Origin of the sequence: Avibacterium endocarditidis, from assembly GCF_965138825.1 — a bacterium.
Classification (GTDB): Bacteria; Pseudomonadota; Gammaproteobacteria; order Enterobacterales; family Pasteurellaceae; genus Avibacterium; species Avibacterium endocarditidis.
On sequence record NZ_CBCSDH010000005.1, the window covers coordinates 91,128 to 112,010 of the forward strand.

A 20,883-nucleotide genomic window follows, 5' to 3' on the forward strand; every position below is an offset into this window, starting at 1 on the left:
AGTCGGTATGAAAGAGCATCTATCATCAGAAACAATCACCTTTATTCCTGAAAGACTTAATAAACCACCTGTGGTCTATCGAGGTATGACAATATCAGAGCTTGTTATTGTTGCAATATCGGGCTTCGGTATTGGGTTTGTAATAGGGGTTGTGATAGTGCTCTTTTTAGGTAATTGGGTTTGGATACCCACAGCCATTGTACCCACCTTATTTTTGAGTATTCGTTTTGGCGGTGTCTATCTTTCGCGCTTAAAACGGGGTAAACCAGATAACTGGCTTGAAAGATTTTTTGAGCTCAAGTTTTCTCCCTCAAAATTTATTACTACTGCACAGGATTGGGCGATTAAACGGACAAGGTAATCACAGATAATGAGTAAATATAAACACGAGTTAACGAGTCAACGGTTTCATATCCAGAGTTTGCGTATCATTATTGTTGTTTTATTAATGGTGGTGACGGGGTTAGGATATGGTCTTTATACCGTTCCTAGAAACATCATCGTACATAACCCGCCAGATTTACGGACAGGCTCTGTTCGAGCTTGGTGGGAAATTCCTCCTTCAACGGTCTATGCATTTACATTTTATATTTTCCAGCAACTTAATCGTTGGCCGAAAGACGGTGAGTATGATTATAAACGTAATATTCACTCTTTACAAGCTTATTTAACGCCGCAATGTCAACGATTCTTGGAACAAGATTATGAAAACAGAAATTTATTAGGTGAACTTCGCTCACGTGTACGTGGGGTATATGAAATACCTGGACGTGGTTTTGATAATTCGCGTGTAAAAGTCAATAGCCAAGATAGCTGGGATGTGACACTTGATTTAAGCACCGATGAATATTATTTGGATAACCCCGTTAAACGTGTACTAGTGCGTTATCCGCTAAATGTGGTGCGTTATGATGTCGATCCCGAAGCCAATCCTTGGGGACTTGCACTAAATTGTTATCGTTCAACACCACAACGATTAGAAATTGAGCCAGTCTCAGAGAAAAAATAGGGAATTGTCTATGAAAATTAAATTATTACTGACCATATTGCTTTCTTTGGCGACCACATTAACGCAAGCAGAATTATTAATGCCTTGGAAGCGCATACCTTTAACTATTGATCTCAATGTGAATGAAGAGCGGATAATTTTTGTTGATAAGAATGTTGCTGTCGGTATTCCTGCTGAGATAGAGAACAAGTTACGCGTGCAAAGCACAGGGGGAACTGTCTACCTAAAATCAAATGATGTGTTTGAGCTAAGTCGATTACAATTACGGGATATTGAATCTGGTGAGATTATCTTGATTGATCTACGTAGCCGAGCCAATAAAGGGCGTTTAGAGCCTGTACGGATTTTATTTAATGAAGATGTTGCAACAAATAATAAACATCTGCCCCAAACAGCAGTCTCAGATGAGGAGACGATGACGTCACTGACAAGCCAATTACCGATACCGGCCGCGTTAACGCGTTATGCTGCTCAATCTCTGTATGCGCCATTAAGAACCATCGAGCCTTTACCTGGTGTGCGTCGTGTCGCTCTAAAATTACCAAAATCCCTACCAACATTGTTACCTAATTTATATGTGCATAGTACGCCATTAGAAAGTTGGGGATTAGGTGAATATGTCGTGACAGCTGTGCGTATAAAAAATCTCTCTAAAAATCCTGTGGATTTAGATCCTCGCTATCTTCAAGGTTATTTTTACGCAGCCACATTTCAACATGCGTTTCTAGGAGAAACAGGATCGCCTGAAGATACAACGGTTGTCTATCTTGTGACAGAAGGTAATCCAAGCAATGCGTTTATTCCGCAGGTGCATTTTGTGCCCTCTAATAAGAAAATTGTGACAGTAAAAAAGAAAGCATTGAAGAAGTAGGAGCGTAAGGAATGAATATCAATAAATCAAATGGCATGCTAAAACTCCTTCTTGTTATTTTTTTGGGATTAGTCGCTACTGTGATTGTCATTTTTTCAAGAGGAAAATCTGAAAAATCAATCAGCACGACACCAGAAGGGGTGATCTATGACGTGACAAAGCAAGAGCAGCAAGAGTTAGGTATCATCGCAGGTGATACGCCACATGATACGCTAAAAACACTTGTTGGGACATTAAAACAAGTACGTTCAGATATTGAAAAAGCCAATGATGAAAATGAGCGCCTCAAACGTGAAAATCAGACGTTAAGAGGAGATTTATCTAATGTAAATCGTCAAATTCAAGATGCTGTAAATCAAAAACAAAATGAATTAATGACTCAATTTGAGCAACGTTTTTCACAATTATCGCAACACGTTCAACAACAGGTCAATACAACTACAAGTACTTCTGATATTCCAATTGGCAAAGGCATTGCCTCAGATGAGCAATATATGGAGGGTGCAGTGACATGGGTATCACCTGATGACTTAGTCTATCGTGATAGCAAAGGTAATGTGGTTGATAATAATTTCAAAGGTCAGAAAACAAGCACTTTTTCTAATCCGTTTAAAATGTTGGATGATACCCATCTGGGTAAAGCAACAAATGAATTTATTGGCCAAGAAAGTCGTTATAAAAAGAAAGAAAAAAGCGTGAATTTTCCTTTTTATACCATTCCAAGAAACGCCACGCTTATGGGCGCGGTCTCTATGACTGCATTGCTTGGGCGGGTGCCACTTAATGGCAGTGTTTCCGATCCTTATCCGTTCAAAATATTAGTTGGACGAGAAAATTTAACGGCTAATGGGATTGAGTTACCTGATGTTGAAGGAGCAATCATTTCAGGAACGGCGACAGGCGATTGGACGCTGTCTTGTGTCCGTGGAAAAGTAGAAAGTATGACCTTTGTATTCAGTGATGGGCGCATTGTGACTTCGACAGGGCAAAAGAAAAATCAAAATAATAACAATGGGATTGGTTGGTTATCTAACCCTGAAGGGGTGCCTTGTATTCCAGGTACGCGTAAAACCAATGCACCGGAGTATTTAACGACACAGTTTTTCCTTTCCGGTGCAGAGGCAGCTGCACAAGGATTAGCAATGGGACAAACGACGACGGTCGCAGAGGGAAATTCAGTTGTGGGTGCAGTAACAGGCAATCAAGGTAAATATATTTTAGGTCAAGCATTAGGCGGAGGGCTTAAAGAAACCTCTGATTGGTTAAGACAACGTTATGGTCAAACGTTTGATGCCGTTTATGTACCACCAGGTCAAAAAATTGCGGTACATATTGATCAACAAATTGAAATTGATTATGACGGACAGGCTCGAAAAGTGAATTACACCACAATAGGTGGTTCACGCCAAATGGATTAAGAAGGAATACTATTATGTCTATGCTGAAAAAAATAATTGTGCTTTCAACCTGTACTTTCGGGGTAATTGCTTGCTCAACATCACAAAAAGAACTCCTCCCTACAGATGGGGAAACGATGCTGGATGTGTGGAAACAAGGCGGAGGTTCGCAATCAGCCTTAATCGAAGCACGTAATGCCTTACAATTTGTCAGACCCATTGAGAGTCCTGCTGCACAATCTGCTGAGTTTGATCATTATACCCGCACCGCGGAAAATGAAGCCAAAAACTTATTTCCTCGCTTACCTAATCCTGATTTAGCGATGTTTGTTTTTCCTCATTTATCCAATACCGCAGAGCCAGTCCCTATCCCTGGTTATACCACCGTATTTCCGTTTTATGGACGCGTGCAATATGCACAGCCTGGTGAGCGTACTCGAGATTACTAGAGGTAACTATGCTTGGAAAACTGTTTAAAACCACAAAGCACAAAAAAGCGAAGATAGCGCCCCAATTGGATAGCGTTGAAGAGACTCAAGCGATAGTCGAGATCTCTCACAACATCTCAAATAAGCCTCAATTTTTGTTACGACAAGGAAAATATACGACGGCACAACATTTGCAACAGTATAAACCGCAACCCTCTATTGTTGATAAATTGCCTTGGGTTGAGTTCTTAGATGATGAAAAAGCCTTATTGCTTGAAGATGGCCGTTCTCTTGGTGCCGTCTTTGAATTGGCAGTTATTGGAACAGAAGGACGATCATCCGATTATTTAAACATGGTTAGAGCGCAAGTTTGTAATGCCATTCAAGATTCATTTGTTGAGTTGGATAAACATCCTTGGGTCGTCCAGTTCTATTGTCAGGATGATGAAATGTCGGCTGAGTATGAGCAAGTGCTACGTGAGTATGTCAGACCCAATGCCAAAGGGACGGAATTTACTGAACAATGGCTCAATATTATGGCAAAACATTTGCGTGACATATCGAAACCAGGTGGATTGTTTGAGGATAAAACCGTAACAGGAACACAATGGCGAGGGCAGCAACGACGTACGCGTATGGTGATCTACCGTTATGTGGATGCCAATACAGAGCTTGGGTTAGCCTTAGAAGACCTAAACGCAACCTGTGAAACAGTGACCAATGCCTTGTTAAGTGCGGGAGTGCGAGTAACACGTTTAGATGGTCATGCGATTCATCAGTGGCTCCTACGTTGGTTTAATCCCGCGCCAGAACTTTATGATCATCCGGAAGAGTTTTATAAGACCTGTCATTACACCATTAAAGAAACGGAAAATAAAGATGATCTGTATTTAAGTAATGATTTTGCTGAAACGCTCTTTGTTAATCCACCTCGTACCGAAGGGCATTATTGGCTATTTGATGAACAGCCTCACGAAGTGATTATGGTTGACTCACTTAGACGTGCACCCGAAGTCGGGCATTTGACCGGTGAAGTGAAACGCGGAGATAACTTTAATACGTTATTTGATTTATTGCCCGAAGGGGTTGTGATGGCTTTGACGGTCGTCGTCTATCCACAGGATTTATTAGAGTTACATATTCAAGGCATTTATGATAATGCCTTAGGTGAAAATACGGAATCTATTTATGCGCGTAAAGATTGTGAGCGTGTTAAAGAATTTTTAAAAGAAAAACACAAGCTATACCGTTCTTCACTTGCCTTTTATTTAAAGGCACAGAACAAGGATGAGCTTAAACGTCGCTCTCGAAAACTCAGAACCACGTTACAATCGACAGGGTTAGTTGCGATTCGAGAGGGTGCTGAAGTTGCGCCACTTAACAGCTATTTACGTTGGTTGCCAATGTGTTTTAATCCCGCAGATGACAGTAAAAACCTCTATACCAAATTTAACTTTGTGCAACATATTGCGAATTTAATGCCCGTTTTTGGGCGTAGCATAGGAACACGTCATCCAGGTATTACGTATTTTAATCGAGGTGGTGCACCACTCGATTTTGATGCATTAAACAAAGAAGATCGTTCCAAAGCTGCGCATTGCCTTATCCTTGGACCAACAGGTGCAGGTAAATCGGCCACATTTAACGGTAAGATTGCCCAATTGATGGCAATACATCGCCCTAGATTGTTTGTGATTGAGGCGGGAAACTCATTTGGGTTAATGGCTGAATATCTTGAACGTTATGGGGTGAGTGTAAATCGCGTAACATTGAAACCAGGTGGGGGAATTTCACTTCCGCTGTTTGCAGATTGTCATAAACTTATTGCCGATCCGTCTTTATCTGAAGCTCAGCAAGAAATATTGCGTGATATTGATGATACATCGTTAAGTGAAATAGAGAATGAGGAAGCATCTAGCGATGAGGAGGGAGACGATCAGCGTGATATTTTAGGGGAGATGGAAATCGCAGCACGCTTGATGATAACCGGTGGTGAAATCAGAGAAGATGAAAAAATGACGCGTGCGGATAAAGCGATGATACGTAGAGCGATTATTTTGGCCGCAGAAAAAACGTATGCGGAAAATCGAACAACTCTGACGCAAGATATTCGAGATGCCCTTTTTATGCTAAGTCAAGACGAGTCTCTGCCTGAGGCAAGACGTAATCGCGCGTATGAAATGGGAGAATCCATAGGGATGTTTTGCCAAGAAGGCAGTTTTGAGGCCGAACTATTTAACCGAGAAGGAGTAATTTGGCCCGATGCTGATGTGACGTTAGTGGATTTGGCCACTCTTGCTCGCGAGGGGTATGAAGCACAGCTTGCTATTGCGTATATTTCCTTAATTAATCATATCAATTCATTGGGAGAAAAATACCAGTTTTCTGGACGTCCCATCGTGAACATCACTGATGAGTCGCACATTATCACCGTCAATCCTATGTTGGCTCGCTTTCTAACCAAGGCTGGAAAAATGTGGCGTAAACTAGGTATTTGGTTATGGATGGGAACACAAAACTTAAAAGATTTCCCCGGTGATGCGGCTAAGCTTCTTTCAATGCTTGAGTTTTGGGAATTACTTTGCCTTGAAAAAGACGAGGTAGAACAAGTGTCTCGATTTAAAAAATTGAGCGATGAACAAATTAACTTAATTATTTCAGTAAGAAAAGAGAACCGCAAATATACGGAAGGCGTCTTGTTGTCCTCAAAAATGGAGGCCTTATTCCGTGTTGTGCCACCGAGTTTATATTTAGCGTTGGCGATGACAGAACCTGAAGAAAAAGCGGAACGCGCAGCACTGATGCGGCAATATGGTATTTCAGAGCTCGATGCTGCAATTAAGGTTGCTGAAAATATTGATAAAGCAAGGGGGATAGACAGTGAGACGCCACACACTATTTTACATTAACCCATCTCAGCCAATTGATTTGGGTACATTGAAACAGACACTCTCAACGGATGTACAGCAACAGATTGATACACTGTGTGAATGTGTACATCACTATGCGGGAAATATTTCTAAAGTAGATGTGCTCCCTTATCGAGTAACAAATATGGGATACATTAAACTGACTATTTGGGGTGATCTTGGTCAATTTGGGTTACAAATTATTGTGGCCGGTTATACAGAATTTCCGAACAATCACACTGATAATTCTTATCGACGTTATATTAGTGTTGTTGATTCAACCGATGCATACTGGTTAACCAAGGTATTAAAGCGAGAATTACAAGCCAATATTCATTTAAAAGCTAACACGGAGCACGACGATGAGCACAATGAAATCACTGACTAAACTGGCTGCAATCGTGTTTTTCCTGATAGTGGGATTGTTTGTGGTTGCCCATTTTTCCTTAGAATATGGGGCTGATTTAGCACTCCCTGCTCTTTTTAAATCATATTGGTTGTTATTCGTCTTATTGCGATTTGTTATTTATGCAGTTGTCGGATTTTTCTTATACAAATTACGAGACAAATTAGATAACACTAAACGGTTAGTGATTACGTGTGTGATTTGGGTTGTCGTGATGGAGGGTATCAATATGATGCAACTTATCAGAACAGGAGTATAGTACGATGAATATCTCACTTACCGTTGATAATTATTTTGAATACTTTCTTACATTACTTGGCTGGATCATTAACAATAACCTTTGGGATTTACTGACTCAGACTGGGGTGTTTGCCCTGCCTATTCTTTTCCACATTATAGGCTTAACGCTGAAAGTAAGAGAGCAAGGAGACGATGAGGGAAATAAAGGCAAATTGCTGGCAAGTTGGTTAGAAAATGCCATTTATATGAGCTTTTTGACCATGATACTGACCTGTATGCCTGTTTTTACGGTGTCATATAGTACATTAGAATTTAATACCGAACGGATGGAAAACTGTGGGTATACGGTCTATAAACCGCAAGATACTGGGCTTGCAAAGTTGTCTTCAGAGTTAAGTGGTAAAGAAGCCACCTTACCAATATGGTGGGCATTTACTTATACTTTGAGTAAGGGAATAACACATGGGATGGTTGCGGCGATCCCTTGTAAGCCAGATTTAAGGCAAATTCGCTTCGATATTCAACATACTCAGATTACTAGTCCAGTATTACGTCAGGAGGTCACTGACTTTGTTGAGCAGTGTTTTATTCCCGCACGTTCTAAAATCAAACGTCTGCAATATGAACTTGATGAAGCGCAAGCGAGAGACTTAGACTGGATTGGTTCAAAGATTATGCTCAATACCGTAGGACTTTATGATACGTATCGTTCTAAGTTACCTCGGACGCATTGGCCGTATGATGCGAAGCGAGATGTTGGTCTACCTAATACGGGAAATGGTGGGTATCCCTCTTGTAAAACCTGGTGGTCTGATAGCTCAGTTGGGTTACGTGCGCGATTATTACAACAAGTTGAACAAAGTATTTGGGAGCGGTTAAAAACAGTAAGTACTGATGCGCAGACGTATGAAGAAGCCGTATTAAGACGCGTAGTCAGTCCTCAAAATATCCAAGTATCAAGTGGCCGCGTGTATGGTGGTTATGGTGGGCAGATTGCGGATGGAGATAATGGCATACATTTTGATAGTCTACGAAAAATATCGACTTATGCAACCCATTCACTAGGAGGATTATTTGCAGCGCCCACCTTTGAAACCATACGGCAAGCCTTACCGATGCTTCAGGGCATTATGCTACTTGCTATTAATTTAGCGATTCCGCTTCTGATGGTTGTCAGTGGTTATAATATTTCTACTGCAATCACTATCACTATTGTGCAATTTTCGGTATTTTTCCTCACATTTTGGTGGGAACTGGCAAGGTGGTTAGATACCTGGATGTATTCGGCATTATATCTCAGTGATACTCATTCCTCTTGGAACTGGATGGGCATTCAAAATGAGTTTGATGATGCAGTAATGGGAACGGTGGTGAATACACTGTTTCTGATTTTGCCAACCTTATGGATGGGGATGATGGGATGGGCTGGAGTAAAAGCAGGTAATATAGTTTCTGCTATGGAAAAAGGAGCAAATAAAACAGGTAATATAACAGAGAAAGAAACGGACAAAATTAAGAATAAGCTCCTATAATAAGCCCAAATGCACTTATTCAAGTATATTAGATAAGTGCATTTTCTCATTTATTCATCATCATTTCCGTAATACCATTCGTAGTAGTATGGATCATATGGAGAAGTGCCATCATAACACACATTATTAGTATCATCAGAATCATCCGAATGAGTTTTTGTCCTCAAAAAAGCCAGCACAAATAGCACTATAAATATGGCAAATAATACATAGAGGGATAAGATAGCAACAATAATAGAAACGGCAATAAATAGATATTCGCCATATTTAGCAGGAATACGTAACTTAATAGCTAAACGTTCAAAAAGTGCTCGGGTAGATTTAAATAATAAACCTAATTTATGACCCGCTTTATAACTCATCTTTTGACCTAACATATATACTCCAATCTATTAGTTATCCTTATTATTTGTAATATACGACTATTTTTTATTCGATGTCAATACCGTATTTTATTGAATTCAGATGTTAGCGTGACTTGTATAGCGCGATAAAAAAGCACACGAATAAAACCATTCTCGTGTGCTTTTCGTTATGTCGCAGATAATGATTAATAACCTACGCCAGATTGCGGCATAAGTTATTGGGGCATAAGTGAGGTTTCAAAGTTTTTCGTCATAGGCTTTTTCGTATTACACACGGCAAACTGTTTCGGTTCGGCATTGTTAGGTACTTTAAATATCCCTGCAAATAGTGGTTTACCATCGCCCATTGACTCCTGATATTGCACATAATAACTATTTTGGTTATCTTCAAATTCAAGTGAATACAAAATATGACCAGAACGACTGGCAACAATCGTATTATTACGCGGCATAATATCTTTTATCGCATTACTGAGCCTTAATTTCTTGTATGATAACACATAGTTAGCACCAGATTTTTCTACAGTAATGGTATTACCGTCTTTTGAAACACAAGAAAAAATCGCTCCTGTGGCAGCTTGTGCAGGTACAGTGATAGTTGCAAGTGTTGTTGTAACGAATAACGTGAATAGTGTTTTACGCATCATATTGCTCCTTAATGGTCAGGTTTAATTTCTAGATAAATTATACATTATTATGATTTATTTAGAATATAATCAGCTTCCTGATTACGACGTCTTGCATTTGAGCCCTTGTTATCGTTTTGGCGATTGCGTATCGCATCAGCAAGTGCGGTCATATCTCCTGTTGCAGCAGATTTTTGTGCGGCTGTGATCACGCTTTTGGTTTTTCTCAGAGTGCCATAATTATAAGCATAGGAGGTTAATACAGCTTGTGCTTGTGGAGATAGGGCATTCCAAGTCTCTGGTGAGACTTCCCTTTTAGCAATATTGGCAAATTCTTGTGTACGTCGAGCCAAGTCTCTTTCTGCATCTTCACGTGTCACGATAGTGTCTTTGGTGACACGCACAATCGTTCCATCTGCTTTTGTTATGGTATCTGAGCCATATCCTGTCCGATAAGCATTGACATCCCAATATGCCTTGCTACTGTAGCCTTCAAAGGTTTTTAATAAACCAGAGGCTTGCTCCATTGCTGTGCCACTAATTGCACCAATTGGAGAGTATGCTCCTGAACTAGAACTAGGACTTGTTGGGGCATAACTTGCATAGATATTCACTAATCCACTCGCTTCCTCAGAGCGTGGGATTAAAATATATCGCTCTTGTAGGTGTTTAGGAAAGCCTAGTGCACCACCTAATGAGGTATCAGTATCATTTTTACCGGCTAATCCAGATAAGTTAGCTAAGCGCTTAGAGTTATCGTTCGCATTACTATCAAGAGAACGTAACTGGTCAGTGATTCGATTATTAAGTATTGCTATTGCCGTGTTATTGCTAATTGATTTTTGCAAATCCATTTCTAATTTAACTTGTTCAATTTCTCTATCAAGCATTTTTAAGGCCACTTCAAGATCTTCTTGGGCTGCAGCATTGTTTGCTACGTTAGGTTCTCGCATCCCTGTTAAGAGTACTCGGCGTAATACTAAGGCTTTTTCTAACTCTTTGGATATTGCAAGCTCTTGGGCTAGTCTCGCACCAAGTATTGGAGCATCAGGATCTTCTTTTAATGCTTCAATAAGTCCTCTCGTAACGGCAACCGTTGATGTGCTCAGTTCAGTGAGTTTTTCATTGGTAATGTCATTCGTATTTAAAATATTTTCTAATTGCGTTGCTTTAATTTTGGTTTGTGCTTCAATTTCTGGGGCTAAACCACGGCCAGGTTTTGTTTTTTTCGGTTCACCGCCGCAATTATCACAGGTTTTCATTGTTTTTTCACCTAGGATACGCATTGCATAATCTCGCATATCTTGTGGTGATTGCCATTCAGTACATAGCATCCCATCGCATTGTGTTTTAGGTATTGGGTTGTTATTTAGTACGTTGCGTCCTTGAGCCATATTAAATCCTGCTCCGATAACATCACCAATTAACTCAAGGGATTTTTGTCCTTTCCCTCCTCTAGCTTCTCCTCCTACCCAAGGCGTCCCATTTTCCCCCTGTTCACTTTCCAGTTTCTTTTTGGCTTTTTTCGCATCGGGTTCGGATTCCGTGATCTTTTTGTAATTTTCTAGCCCCGCCATTTTGGCCCATTTACTGTCCATGGCATAGTCGGCTAATTGTTCAGACATTTCTTCGCAGCTGGTTTTTAAGTTGTCGAAATCAATTTTACCCTGATATAGCCCATTGGTTAATATATCGTACAGTTGTGGGTTGGCGCGTTGAATGATCATCGCTGGTAGGCTTGCAACTGCCCCCGTTGCAGATTGAATGACATTGCTGTACAAATCTTTAAATCCCTCAGTAATCCCATTTAATTGATTTTTAACTGTTGTTTTTAAGTCAAAATTACCGCACATCAGGTTCGCTCGCCATCCAATACCGAGGCTATATTCATTAGCTCGTTTTCGGGCCGGAGGTGGAGCAATTGCTGAGCCTCCCCCGATTTGATAAAAAACTTTATCGGATAATACGCTACCTTGAACGTAATCGGTATTAGCCAGTGTGATATTTGATAAAGATAATAAAATACCTAAACTTAACGCACTTATTTTAAATTTCATTATAATTTATCCTTGATTTAATGAGTATGTGTCGTGATCCAATCTGTATTGCCTAGAAATACTTGTCCTTCGCGTTTGCAGCAGGCATAAGGACGCCAAAGTGCCCAACTGTAATTTTCTGTTGGGGAGACTTTATCGCCATAGCTATCTGTCGCATTTCCATCAGGGAATACAGAGCAACTTTGTTCCATTTTGGGGCTGAGCATTTGCCAACGGTGTGTTTTTTTATCGCCTTCTTTCACTTCTTTGGGATACCATTTACCTTGGCCGCCTCGTCTTGTCGCAGGGTAATACACATGTAGCTGACCTGTACGACTAATAATGTCTGCAATACGTTGTGCGATAACGGCCGCGGCTTTATAGTCATGGGGTTGAGTCACACTTCCGGAGCGTGGATAAAGATTTCCCCACACATCACCGTTTTTATTCACTTCGCGCATGCCAGGTGTAATCGCCTCTGGATAGAACATTTCCGGCATATTTGAGCGCCATGCAATGGCATCTAATGCGCTTAAAAAATAAGGTTGAAATGGCGTCGTTTGGCTTTCGCATGAATAACCATAGCTACTGAGCATTTGCAAAATAATGCCCCCAGGATGGCCAATGGCATCGCCATTTTTAAAGGTATACTGCGTGTATTTTTTAGTTGGCGTTTCATATTGGCCACCCATAACCCCTTGATTCATAAAATTCACTTCTTTCCAGGGATTTTGATTATTATGGTTATAGACGGAGACAACCATCTCAGGAATAAAATGATGAACCTTAACGGAGGTTTTTACGCTGCAACTCCAATAGGTACAGTACAGCCAATAACAGACGCCAACGGTTTGATAATCAGCACAACTTGGAGAAGCCCCTGATGTCATGATAGTTGCTGTATTTATCTCCGCTGATGCAGTCGTAGGCATGAAATGAATAGCTGCTACAGTTACCTGACTTAATAGTATTTTTCGTAATATTGATTGTTTCATCGTCATTTCCTTACATGGGATTGTTCATAACGTGTTAAGGCTCGCTGAACATCGGTTTCACCATAAATTACCGCCGGCGTATGGGTATCATTTTCAAAGACAATGGCAGGGATTTTGGCAACTCCCGTGGCCCATGCTTTAGTGACTCCCACATAAGCCTCTTGAATCGCTCTGTCAAATTGCTTCCAATTTTCTGAGGTCATCATTTTTCTGACTTCTTTTTCTGCTTGTTGCAGGTTAGGGCTTAGTGAGGCACTAAATTGCGTTTCAAGTTGTCCTACACGATCAATAAGGTAGATTTGATGGGCTAAATTCGCATTCTGTATAGGGTAATTTTGACTGGTATATACGGTTATTTGTGTTTCTTGAGCAGCCCAAGAAAATGGCGAGACTAACAGTAATAATGGGGTTAAGTTGAAGGTTCGCATAACAATCCTTAGAGAGAATAACTTAAGCGTAACCTTAAAAATTTCTTGTTGTAAATGAAATGAAAAACTCTGTTTAAATTTTAGAGAATTTTTTATTGAATAAATTATCCAAAATGAAAAAAGAGTTTTTGATTGATCATGACGTGAATACATCAAATAATCATCGTAATCTTTCGCTATCATGGATAGCAAAGTAGGTAGCGAGAACCTATAACGCTACGATCTTGTTGCGGCAAGATTGGTTCACTGCCTAAATGTTCCTCAGCGTTCTGAAAAGGACTCCGACATATTGTTCGGGAACGCATCTTTCACATTCATAACCTGTTCAGGGAAAAATCATTCCCTGTGGGTGATTTCTCCTTGAATTTTTTTAAACTTTTAATGGAGAATTCATTATGAATAATCTTACTTCTAAAGAACTGGATGTATTTGATCCATTCGCCTCTAAACCAAAATCTAATATCTTCAATAAATTGGGCCATCAATTAGGTGGTATGTTTGTTTCTGCAAAGAAAGCAGCAACCAATAAATACCTTGATGTCACAAAAGGGATCAACCAACGCATTGAAGAAGAGCAAAGGCTAATTGATCAGGAAATATTCGCTCATTTAGCCGCTCAAGCAGAAGCGTTTGAACAAGAAGCTCGTCAAAAGAAAAAGCGTTGGATTTTCATCTCTTTGGGATTGATGATGCTTTCATTACTTGCGGGAGCTTTCGGGGCATACTTCATGTTGATTTAATTTGTCAATAAATAGTAAATCTTAGTGATTTAATTAAGATTTTATTCATATTTCATAGGGAAATACTTCTCTATGGAGTGTTTCCCTATCTTTTATCGAGGAGAAACACAATGAGAGTGCAAATTTTACTCTCGGCAATTGGAGATTATATGCCGAAATATCAGCATCTTGATACGAAACCCCAGCAAGCCTTGATTGATGAAGTTATTCAGCAAGCTAAGGCTGTTTGGGCTGCTCGCCAACCACAAGAAAGTGCGGTGCGATTTTTACAAAAAATGCCTGCTCAGAATGGTTCACATTTTCGTTTTTTAGAGGTGACTCAAAAAGACGAAAATACCTTGTTGGTCTCAGGAGGGCGAACAAGATGAAAGCCAAGCTAAAGGCATTATTCCATCATTTACAGACGGTAACGTTATTACGCTTAAGTGATGATTTACGCAAAGGGGCTTAACCTTTCAACACCTATCTTAATCGTATTACGATAAGATATTCCTATCCTTAGGGGAAAACGTTTCCCTTGAGGGAATGTGTTTCCCCTTTTTTATTTTGGAGAAACACAATGAATATTTTACACACTTATTTTGACAATAAATTGGTTGAGGCAGGCTTTCCAAGTGAGTTAACGATTGAAAGTTCGCTTTCTTATAGCCAAGGCGATGGCGTTGCCTTTTATGGTCGGCTTTATTCTGATGATTGGATTAATCTGTATAAACACATTTATCCTGAACAAACAGAGAAAGCCTATCGCCGATTTGCATTTATTGCCGAATATATTGGAGCGAATGAATATTTCAATGTGCTTGACATTACGCGTAATCATTTCGGTTATCGCTATTCCCATTGTAATACAATGAGCCTTGATACGCGTCCAGCGGAAGAAGCGTTTTGCTTTCGAGATATTCGCAACAAAGATAAAGCCATATTCAGAGAAATCTGGGACAACTTTATTGCGGATTTAGGCGAATACATTAAAGACACCTCAACAATGCTGGAACGTCTTGGGTATCGTTTGCTGGAATCAATGTATATTGAACCAGAAGAAAAACGTCGCACCATTAACACTAAACAGTATCGCATTGAATTTACGGTTGAACCCGTGCCTTTTCATTATGGCTATTTTAGCTCAGAAGATTTTGGCTATGAGGATACCAATCAATTTTGCGAAGCCATTTTGAATGGCATGAAAATCGTTGATTTAAGTGCTACGGTCTATCACAAAGCACTCGACATTCAAATGGGCGAAAGTTCATTAGGTTGGTGTACTTACTTGAGTGAGGATACCACTTACGGCGGCAATCGACGTGATTTAATCCTTGATGCCATTCGTGAAGCGAGAACCTTTGCACACAAGTTGGCAGGTTTAACACAATTACGTCAGCCTCAATAAATTGACTGACTTTTCAACCCAATCGGGGAACATTCTCCGATTGTGGAGCGGTTCCCCTTTTTATTTAGGAGAACCACAATGAAAAATTCAACACAGAAAAAAGATATTTATCAAGAAATTACCGATAGAATTATCACCGCACTTGAAGCAGGCACGGTTCCTTGGCTAAAACCTTGGGATAACCCTGAAGGCAATTTAGGCATACCTTGCAATGCCGTGTCAGGACGATACTATCAAGGAATAAATATCTTACTTTTATGGATTGCTGGTGCAGAAAATGGCTATCGACAATGTAAATGGATCACCGCACGGGCCGCTAACAAATTAGGTGGCTATGTGCGTAAAGGTGAGAAAGCCACTATTGTCGCCAGTTATTGCCCGATTGAGCGTGAAAAATGTGATGACGAAGGTAACCCGATTTGTGATGAAGAGGGCAACCCTGAAATGGAGCAGTTTGCCATTTTAAAACGTTATCCTGTTTTCAACATCGAACAATGCGACGGTTTGCCGAAAGTAATGTTTGATAACGTTCAAGAACGTGCTGTAGATGCTGAGCTGACCCAATACCAGATTTACGCAGATATTCGCAAAATTATCGACGGTATGTCGCTAACGGTTAATATCGAGCCAAGCCCTAACGCTTTTTATCGACCGAATGCCGATAAAATCGTGATGCCTGAAATGAAGCAATTCCATTCAGAGCAGGATTTTTACAGCGTACTTTTGCACGAAATGACGCACGCCACAGGGCACGCCTCGCGTTTAAATCGAGAAGGCATTGCCTCTGGGAAAGCCAAATTTGGCAACAAAGTCTATGCCTTTGAAGAACTGATTGCTGAAATGGGCGGGGCATTTTTATGTGCACATCTTGGGTTTAACCAAGTTCCACAAAATGCCGCCTATATTCAAAGTTGGCTCAAGATTTTGAAAGAGGATAATCGTGCCATTCTCAAAGCTTCAGGATTTGCCCGCAAAGCCTGTGAATATATGCTTGAGACGCTTGATGTTCAAAAACAATATGAACATTACTATCCCGAAGCAGCGTAAACCATACGGAGTGGCATCATTTAATGATGCCCTCTTCCTTTCAACCTTTAAAAATGCGGTTAAATTTCACCGCACTTTTCCCAATGGGGATACATTTATCCCTTTGGGGCAGTGTATCCCTTTTATCATTTCACTTAAATAAGGAGATACACGATGCCAAATTGGTGTGAAAATACCCTTGAAGTCTCAGCTCAAGATTCTGCCATGCTGAAGTCGATTGTTGAAAAAGTTTTCCGCTTCGATCAAGAAGAAAATCAGCATGTGGTTGATTTTAACTTGTTAATCCCAATGCCTGAAGAAGTGAATATTGTTTCTGGAGGCTATGGTTGGCCATCATTTCGATTATTGGGGCTAGATAGGTTACAGCAACTGACCGACGAGTTAATTGATGAATTTATCAAAGATGGCAAGAAAGCGTTACGATTATCTTTGTTATCACGAGAGCGGCACTGGACAGTGGGTGATTTTATCCATTGGCTTAACGGTCATTCTTTACTGAGTACAAAATCAGTTCGAATAAAAGTAATATGCGTTAATGGTAAATCAATATCCCTTTCAAGTCTCAGTTGACATAGATGAATAACTAACTCTAGTTTTTCTATACTGAGGGTTTGTTCCTCCAGTTGTGGTGGGCTATAAATAAAATTAATCGTCATATTTTTTCATATATCTTTCCTGTATTGAGTTGTTAATAAAAAAGCTTGAGTAAAAAGAAAAAAACACACGGCAGAATTAAAGCATACAGTTAAATATAGCATATGAATAAAAAACTCAATAACTATTGAGCTTGATTTACCCAATAATGAGAGCATAAAAATAGGAAGTGATATGATAAAGGATATTAAACCTATATATTTAAAACTCAAAGTTGTCGCTTTAATTTTTATTTTGAAATACTTATTCAGGTCCCCTCCCCATATAACAGGTATTGTATTACTTTCGTATTTATATACATACTTTGAAGACCAAGAGCAAGCAGTTTGAAAGCATAGACAAGGAATGCCTATACCGAAAGGAAGTAAAATACTAAAAATAGTAATAGAGTTTTGTTCATTTTCAAAAAAATAATAATGAAGCGCCAGGTTACATACAAAATCAATAAAAAAAGATATCCAAATAATTGCGAAGAGCGTATTCTTTTCTTTAATTGGTTTGGCTGATTTTGATAATGTTACTTTTTCCATTACTTATTCCTCACGATTATTTTTTCTTTGTCGCCAAACCCGTAATACCGTACTTTCACTTGTATTAAGGATTGCCGCGGTCTCTTTAATGGATGTCCCATTTTTCCGTTGTTCAATAATGGCGTGGTGTAATGCGGTATTAGGTTGCCGTCCTCGATATTTCTTTTGTTTGCGTGCTAGTGCAATTCCCTGATGTTGTCTTGCTTTTCTTTTTTGGAAATCATTGTGTGCCACACTGACGGCGAGTTTTAAAAACATATTCTGCATTGCTAAAAAGAGATCAGACATTAAAAATTTAGGATCAAAAACCTCTGCACTTGTACCGAGGCTTTGTGATACGGTATCAAAGTCAAATACTTCGGGAACCTGAATTTTTGCTCCTTTCGATTGTATGGCATCAATCAGTTCAAGGGCTTTTTTCGGCTCTAATCGTGTTAAACGATCGATGCTCTCTGCAATCACTACGTCATTTTGTTGCAAATCACTAATTAACCGTGAGAGCTCAGGGCGTTTTTCCCATTCTGTTGTACCTGAAATTTTTTCACGATAAACCGCAACCACATAAAATCCTTTTTGTTTTGCATCTTCGATCAATTTATCTTGGCGTTGTAGGTCTTGCTCTTCGGTTGAAACCCGCATATAAATTCGTGCGAACATAAAATACTCAATATACCTTCATTAAGGTTATTTTTTTATGACCCTGTTATTGAACCCCATTTTTGGTCTAAATGACGGAGGCATTTAATGGCTTTTTGCCTGTGTCATTGAGGTATACCCTAATGACGTACTTATTTTGCAAAATATCAGGAGATTTTAGGAGAATTAATTGTTTTGAAATTTCAGATAGTTTCTAGGATGAGAAAAAGATGAAATTTATTACACTGGAACAACATTGATACTTTTAAATCATCATCAAAATGCCAGCTATTATCAAAATAATCATTATTCTAGTCGTTATGCTTTCAAATTTGGCCGTTGCTCAAAGTGAAGGAGAAATTTGTCATGCAGAGCCAGAGGAGTCAATATTTAACTATGCCGGATTATGGGGACGTGATGATGTAGGAATGATGATTTGTAATTATAGACAATTTTTATCAGAAGAAGAATGGTTAAACTCACGTAGAGCCACTGAACCAGAAGATGATGAGGAAAATCAGATAGAAAAAAAATTCAATATCATAATTGATGATAGTTATGATATTACTAATTAGTCTTTTAAAGAAAATTATATGATGCCCTGACGGCAAGCTTCATAATATACAAAGGGGCTTCTTGTTTTTAATCCTTTACCACTAATGTTTCCCTGTAAATATTCAGCCAGATGACGTATTCTCATATTACACATTCTTTGGCTATTTAATTTTAGACGATCAATTGTGGATTCTAATAATGCTTTTTCAGGCGCTGAAATCTGATCACTATAATATATTTCCCCCGACCCAATATCTAACTGTAAAATATCTTTTTTTAGATGCATCGGATCTATTATATCCTCATAATCACGTTTCCTACGATTTGCTTGTAGACAACAAAATCTAAAATTACTCCATTCATATGCATAATCTGGATATTTATTTTTAGGTTTAAAATGATCTACCGTCGAAGCACCGTTTTCAAGTTCAATATATATGGCATAGTAGCAACATATTCCGTGATATATGGAATGCATATCTCCCAAACACTTTGTCCAGAAAGGTTTTAATCTGTTTTTACCAGGATTGGCTTTCAGGCATGCTTTACCTGGTTCCCTAATTTGTTGATTGAAATATCCAGGTTCAGGATGAGGTTTTACTGGTAACATGAGGGAGGTATCCTTTTTTTTCGCAAATGGAACGCCAATAAAATAGAAACTCATCAGTAGGGGAGAGTGCGTCTGATAGTCTTTTACGCATAGATTCTATTTCATCTTTGGTTGGTTGAGCTTTTCTTTTTGAACTAATTAAAGCTTTAGCTTCCTCTATTAACTTTTCATATTCAAACGCATAACTATTTTTTAAATTAAAAGCTTCGCTCTCTAACCAATTATTAATGGAGCCAAATTTTTCAAAAAGCTCTTCTTTTACTTCAACTAGACCATCTTTTAAATCAAAATCCACCCATAAATCTTTAACTGGATCAAAAATAGGCTCAAGAGAAGCCATAATCAGTGGAGAGTGTGTGGCCGTAATTAATTGAGTTTGTGCGCCATTTACAAGTTTAGTCATTACATTTAATAAAGTTGGAATAATTTGTCTCTGCCATTTAGGGTGTAAATGTGCTTCAATTTCGTCAATTAAAAAAATGATTTGTTTTGTTGGTTCTTCGCCTAATAATCTTGCATTTTCACGATGCTCTTGCCAAGCATATACAAGGAAATAGCATAAAGTTATAATTCTTCTTACACCTGAAGATAAGTGATAAAGGGGCACTTCCTTACCATAAGGCATTTTGATAGTAGGTATCTTCCGGCCATCATCTAATCGAATACGAGTGAGCTCACCTGGTTCAAGTAATTCATTTTCAGGCGAAAGAGATTTGAGCAATTCTTTTAATAACCTGAATTCTTCAGTATTTCCTATTTGCCAAAAACTCCAATCACGTACTAATCCTTCAAAAATTTGTTCATCTTTATTATTAGAATTTTTGATAATCTGCCCATCCCAAATTTCCTTTTGAGTATAGACATAAGCAGGCACACGTTCTTGAATATCAATTCCGCCTTTCTGTTTCCAATAATTACGAGCAGGATCCCATAGAGCAAAACTGCCGTCTGACATTGTGTAAATGACCAAACCAGGATTTATTGGCCTCCCTTGTCTGCCAGACCATGTTTCATCACGAGCATCGTAGGTACTACTGTATTTCTTTGGTTTTCCTGTTTTACCAATGATGTTAAATTCAATTTTAGCTTCTTTTTTTTGTGCCATATCACGTGGCTTGGCTAAATAACCGGTTACAATCTCTGAATTAATATCATTGGGCCAGGTTCGAGTTAACGCCCACCAAATGATGTCAAGTAAAAAGCTTTTGCCAAGTCCATTATCACCAGTAAAGATATTTAATCTTGTTCCTAGTTTTAGTTCTAAATTGTCTTTAGGTCCAACATTTTTTAATTTCAATGAGTTTATCATCATTTACCGCCGAAAGTACCAATAGCTGTTCTGTTGATGGCTTAGGTGTAATACTTAAAAAGTTTATCCACTTGTATAGGGTGCAAGGTTTGCTTGCAAAGCCTAGACATAGAATAAGGATAGCATGAATTATATAAAAAATCATATTGTAATACGCGGAGTTTTAGCCAATT

The 20,883-nt window shown here is 39.1% G+C and carries 24 protein-coding genes; 15 read left to right on the top strand and 9 right to left on the bottom strand.

From position 1 onward, the window contains the following. Window positions 1-7 precede the first annotated feature (7 nt). Genes ACNAV8_RS04220 through ACNAV8_RS04260 form a run of 9 tightly spaced genes read left to right on the top strand, consistent with a single transcriptional unit; the run spans window position 8 to window position 8,792 of the window. Window positions 8-361, top strand: coding sequence for a TIGR03750 family conjugal transfer protein (locus ACNAV8_RS04220; RefSeq protein ID WP_415777270.1), 354 nt, complete (start codon window positions 8-10; stop codon window positions 359-361). A gap of 9 nt (window positions 362-370) precedes the next feature. Next, complete coding sequence (locus ACNAV8_RS04225; protein ID WP_103854642.1) at window positions 371-1,009, top strand: PFL_4703 family integrating conjugative element protein; 639 nt, start codon at window positions 371-373, stop codon at window positions 1,007-1,009. Window positions 1,010-1,019: 10 nt separating this feature from the next. Beyond that, complete coding sequence (locus tag ACNAV8_RS04230; RefSeq protein ID WP_103854641.1) at window positions 1,020-1,880, top strand: TIGR03749 family integrating conjugative element protein; 861 nt, start codon at window positions 1,020-1,022, stop codon at window positions 1,878-1,880. An 11-nt stretch (window positions 1,881-1,891) separates the two neighbouring features. Next, window positions 1,892-3,298, top strand: coding sequence for a TIGR03752 family integrating conjugative element protein (locus tag ACNAV8_RS04235; protein ID WP_415777271.1), 1,407 nt, complete (start codon window positions 1,892-1,894; stop codon window positions 3,296-3,298). Window positions 3,299-3,312: 14 nt separating this feature from the next. Then, window positions 3,313-3,726, top strand: a complete 414-nt coding sequence (locus ACNAV8_RS04240; RefSeq protein WP_103854640.1) for a TIGR03751 family conjugal transfer lipoprotein — start codon at window positions 3,313-3,315, stop codon at window positions 3,724-3,726. 8 nt (window positions 3,727-3,734) lie between these two features. Then, complete coding sequence (locus ACNAV8_RS04245) at window positions 3,735-6,614, top strand: conjugative transfer ATPase (protein WP_103854639.1); 2,880 nt, start codon at window positions 3,735-3,737, stop codon at window positions 6,612-6,614. Between the two features lie 28 nt (window positions 6,615-6,642). Next, a complete protein-coding gene (locus ACNAV8_RS04250; protein ID WP_181021973.1) occupies window positions 6,643-7,002 on the top strand; it encodes a hypothetical protein in 360 nt (119 codons plus the stop codon). Further along, a complete protein-coding gene (locus ACNAV8_RS04255) occupies window positions 6,986-7,279 on the top strand; it encodes a hypothetical protein (protein WP_146256838.1) in 294 nt (97 codons plus the stop codon). The genes ACNAV8_RS04250 and ACNAV8_RS04255 overlap by 17 nt, the downstream gene beginning before the upstream one ends. A 4-nt stretch (window positions 7,280-7,283) precedes the next feature. Beyond that, the gene (locus ACNAV8_RS04260) at window positions 7,284-8,792 is read left to right on the top strand and encodes a conjugal transfer protein TraG N-terminal domain-containing protein (RefSeq protein WP_103854636.1); all 1,509 of its coding nucleotides are present in this window, start codon (window positions 7,284-7,286) and stop codon (window positions 8,790-8,792) included. Between the two features lie 50 nt (window positions 8,793-8,842). Here ACNAV8_RS04260 and ACNAV8_RS04265 read toward each other — a convergent pair whose 3' ends face one another. The 5 genes from ACNAV8_RS04265 to ACNAV8_RS04285 all read right to left on the bottom strand — a co-directional run bounded on the left by ACNAV8_RS04265 (window position 8,843) and on the right by ACNAV8_RS04285 (window position 13,242). After that, window positions 8,843-9,169 (bottom strand): hypothetical protein, encoded by a 327-nt coding sequence (locus tag ACNAV8_RS04265; RefSeq protein WP_103854635.1) that lies wholly within the window; start codon window positions 9,167-9,169, stop codon window positions 8,843-8,845. A 203-nt stretch (window positions 9,170-9,372) separates the two neighbouring features. Then, complete coding sequence (locus ACNAV8_RS04270) at window positions 9,373-9,804, bottom strand: hypothetical protein (protein ID WP_146256837.1); 432 nt, start codon at window positions 9,802-9,804, stop codon at window positions 9,373-9,375. A gap of 47 nt (window positions 9,805-9,851) precedes the next feature. Beyond that, window positions 9,852-11,840: an integrating conjugative element protein gene (locus ACNAV8_RS04275; protein ID WP_415777272.1), complete on the bottom strand. Its 1,989-nt coding sequence runs from the start codon at window positions 11,838-11,840 to the stop codon at window positions 9,852-9,854. Between the two features lie 17 nt (window positions 11,841-11,857). Then, complete coding sequence (locus ACNAV8_RS04280; protein ID WP_462934454.1) at window positions 11,858-12,814, bottom strand: TIGR03756 family integrating conjugative element protein; 957 nt, start codon at window positions 12,812-12,814, stop codon at window positions 11,858-11,860. 2 nt (window positions 12,815-12,816) lie between these two features. Next, complete coding sequence (locus ACNAV8_RS04285; RefSeq protein ID WP_415777274.1) at window positions 12,817-13,242, bottom strand: TIGR03757 family integrating conjugative element protein; 426 nt, start codon at window positions 13,240-13,242, stop codon at window positions 12,817-12,819. Window positions 13,243-13,637: 395 nt separating this feature from the next. Here ACNAV8_RS04285 and ACNAV8_RS04290 point away from each other — a divergent pair, with 395 nt between their 5' ends. The 5 genes from ACNAV8_RS04290 (at window position 13,638) to ACNAV8_RS04310 (ending at window position 16,986) form a co-directional block, all read left to right on the top strand. Beyond that, the gene (locus ACNAV8_RS04290; protein ID WP_103854630.1) at window positions 13,638-13,982 is read left to right on the top strand and encodes a hypothetical protein; all 345 of its coding nucleotides are present in this window, start codon (window positions 13,638-13,640) and stop codon (window positions 13,980-13,982) included. A gap of 110 nt (window positions 13,983-14,092) precedes the next feature. Next, window positions 14,093-14,350 (top strand): hypothetical protein, encoded by a 258-nt coding sequence (locus tag ACNAV8_RS04295; RefSeq protein ID WP_103854629.1) that lies wholly within the window; start codon window positions 14,093-14,095, stop codon window positions 14,348-14,350. Between the two features lie 191 nt (window positions 14,351-14,541). Next, the gene (locus ACNAV8_RS04300; protein WP_103854628.1) at window positions 14,542-15,369 is read left to right on the top strand and encodes a hypothetical protein; all 828 of its coding nucleotides are present in this window, start codon (window positions 14,542-14,544) and stop codon (window positions 15,367-15,369) included. 78 nt (window positions 15,370-15,447) lie between these two features. Continuing rightward, on the top strand, window positions 15,448-16,416 hold the full coding sequence (locus ACNAV8_RS04305; RefSeq protein WP_103854627.1) for an ArdC family protein: 969 nt from the start codon (window positions 15,448-15,450) through the stop codon (window positions 16,414-16,416). Window positions 16,417-16,569: 153 nt separating this feature from the next. Next, entirely contained in the window at window positions 16,570-16,986 is a 417-nt protein-coding gene (locus tag ACNAV8_RS04310; protein ID WP_103854626.1) for a hypothetical protein, read from the top strand. Between the two features lie 92 nt (window positions 16,987-17,078). Here the strand turns inward: ACNAV8_RS04310 and ACNAV8_RS04315 are convergent, their stop codons facing one another. Together ACNAV8_RS04315 and ACNAV8_RS04320 are read right to left on the bottom strand one after the other, a co-directional pair. Then, complete coding sequence (locus ACNAV8_RS04315; protein WP_415777275.1) at window positions 17,079-17,600, bottom strand: hypothetical protein; 522 nt, start codon at window positions 17,598-17,600, stop codon at window positions 17,079-17,081. Between the two features lie 3 nt (window positions 17,601-17,603). Then, a complete protein-coding gene (locus ACNAV8_RS04320; RefSeq protein ID WP_415777276.1) occupies window positions 17,604-18,239 on the bottom strand; it encodes a recombinase family protein in 636 nt (211 codons plus the stop codon). Between the two features lie 278 nt (window positions 18,240-18,517). On the opposite strand from ACNAV8_RS04320, the gene ACNAV8_RS04325 reads away from it, so the two are divergent. Continuing rightward, window positions 18,518-18,811: a hypothetical protein gene (locus tag ACNAV8_RS04325; protein WP_415777277.1), complete on the top strand. Its 294-nt coding sequence runs from the start codon at window positions 18,518-18,520 to the stop codon at window positions 18,809-18,811. A gap of 14 nt (window positions 18,812-18,825) precedes the next feature. On the opposite strand, the gene ACNAV8_RS04330 is transcribed toward ACNAV8_RS04325, so the two are convergent. After that, the gene (locus ACNAV8_RS04330; RefSeq protein ID WP_415777278.1) at window positions 18,826-19,401 is read right to left on the bottom strand and encodes an HNH endonuclease family protein; all 576 of its coding nucleotides are present in this window, start codon (window positions 19,399-19,401) and stop codon (window positions 18,826-18,828) included. Next, on the bottom strand, window positions 19,376-20,713 hold the full coding sequence (locus tag ACNAV8_RS04335; protein ID WP_415777279.1) for an AAA family ATPase: 1,338 nt from the start codon (window positions 20,711-20,713) through the stop codon (window positions 19,376-19,378). The genes ACNAV8_RS04330 and ACNAV8_RS04335 overlap by 26 nt, the downstream gene beginning before the upstream one ends. Window positions 20,714-20,883: the final 170 nt, after the last annotated feature.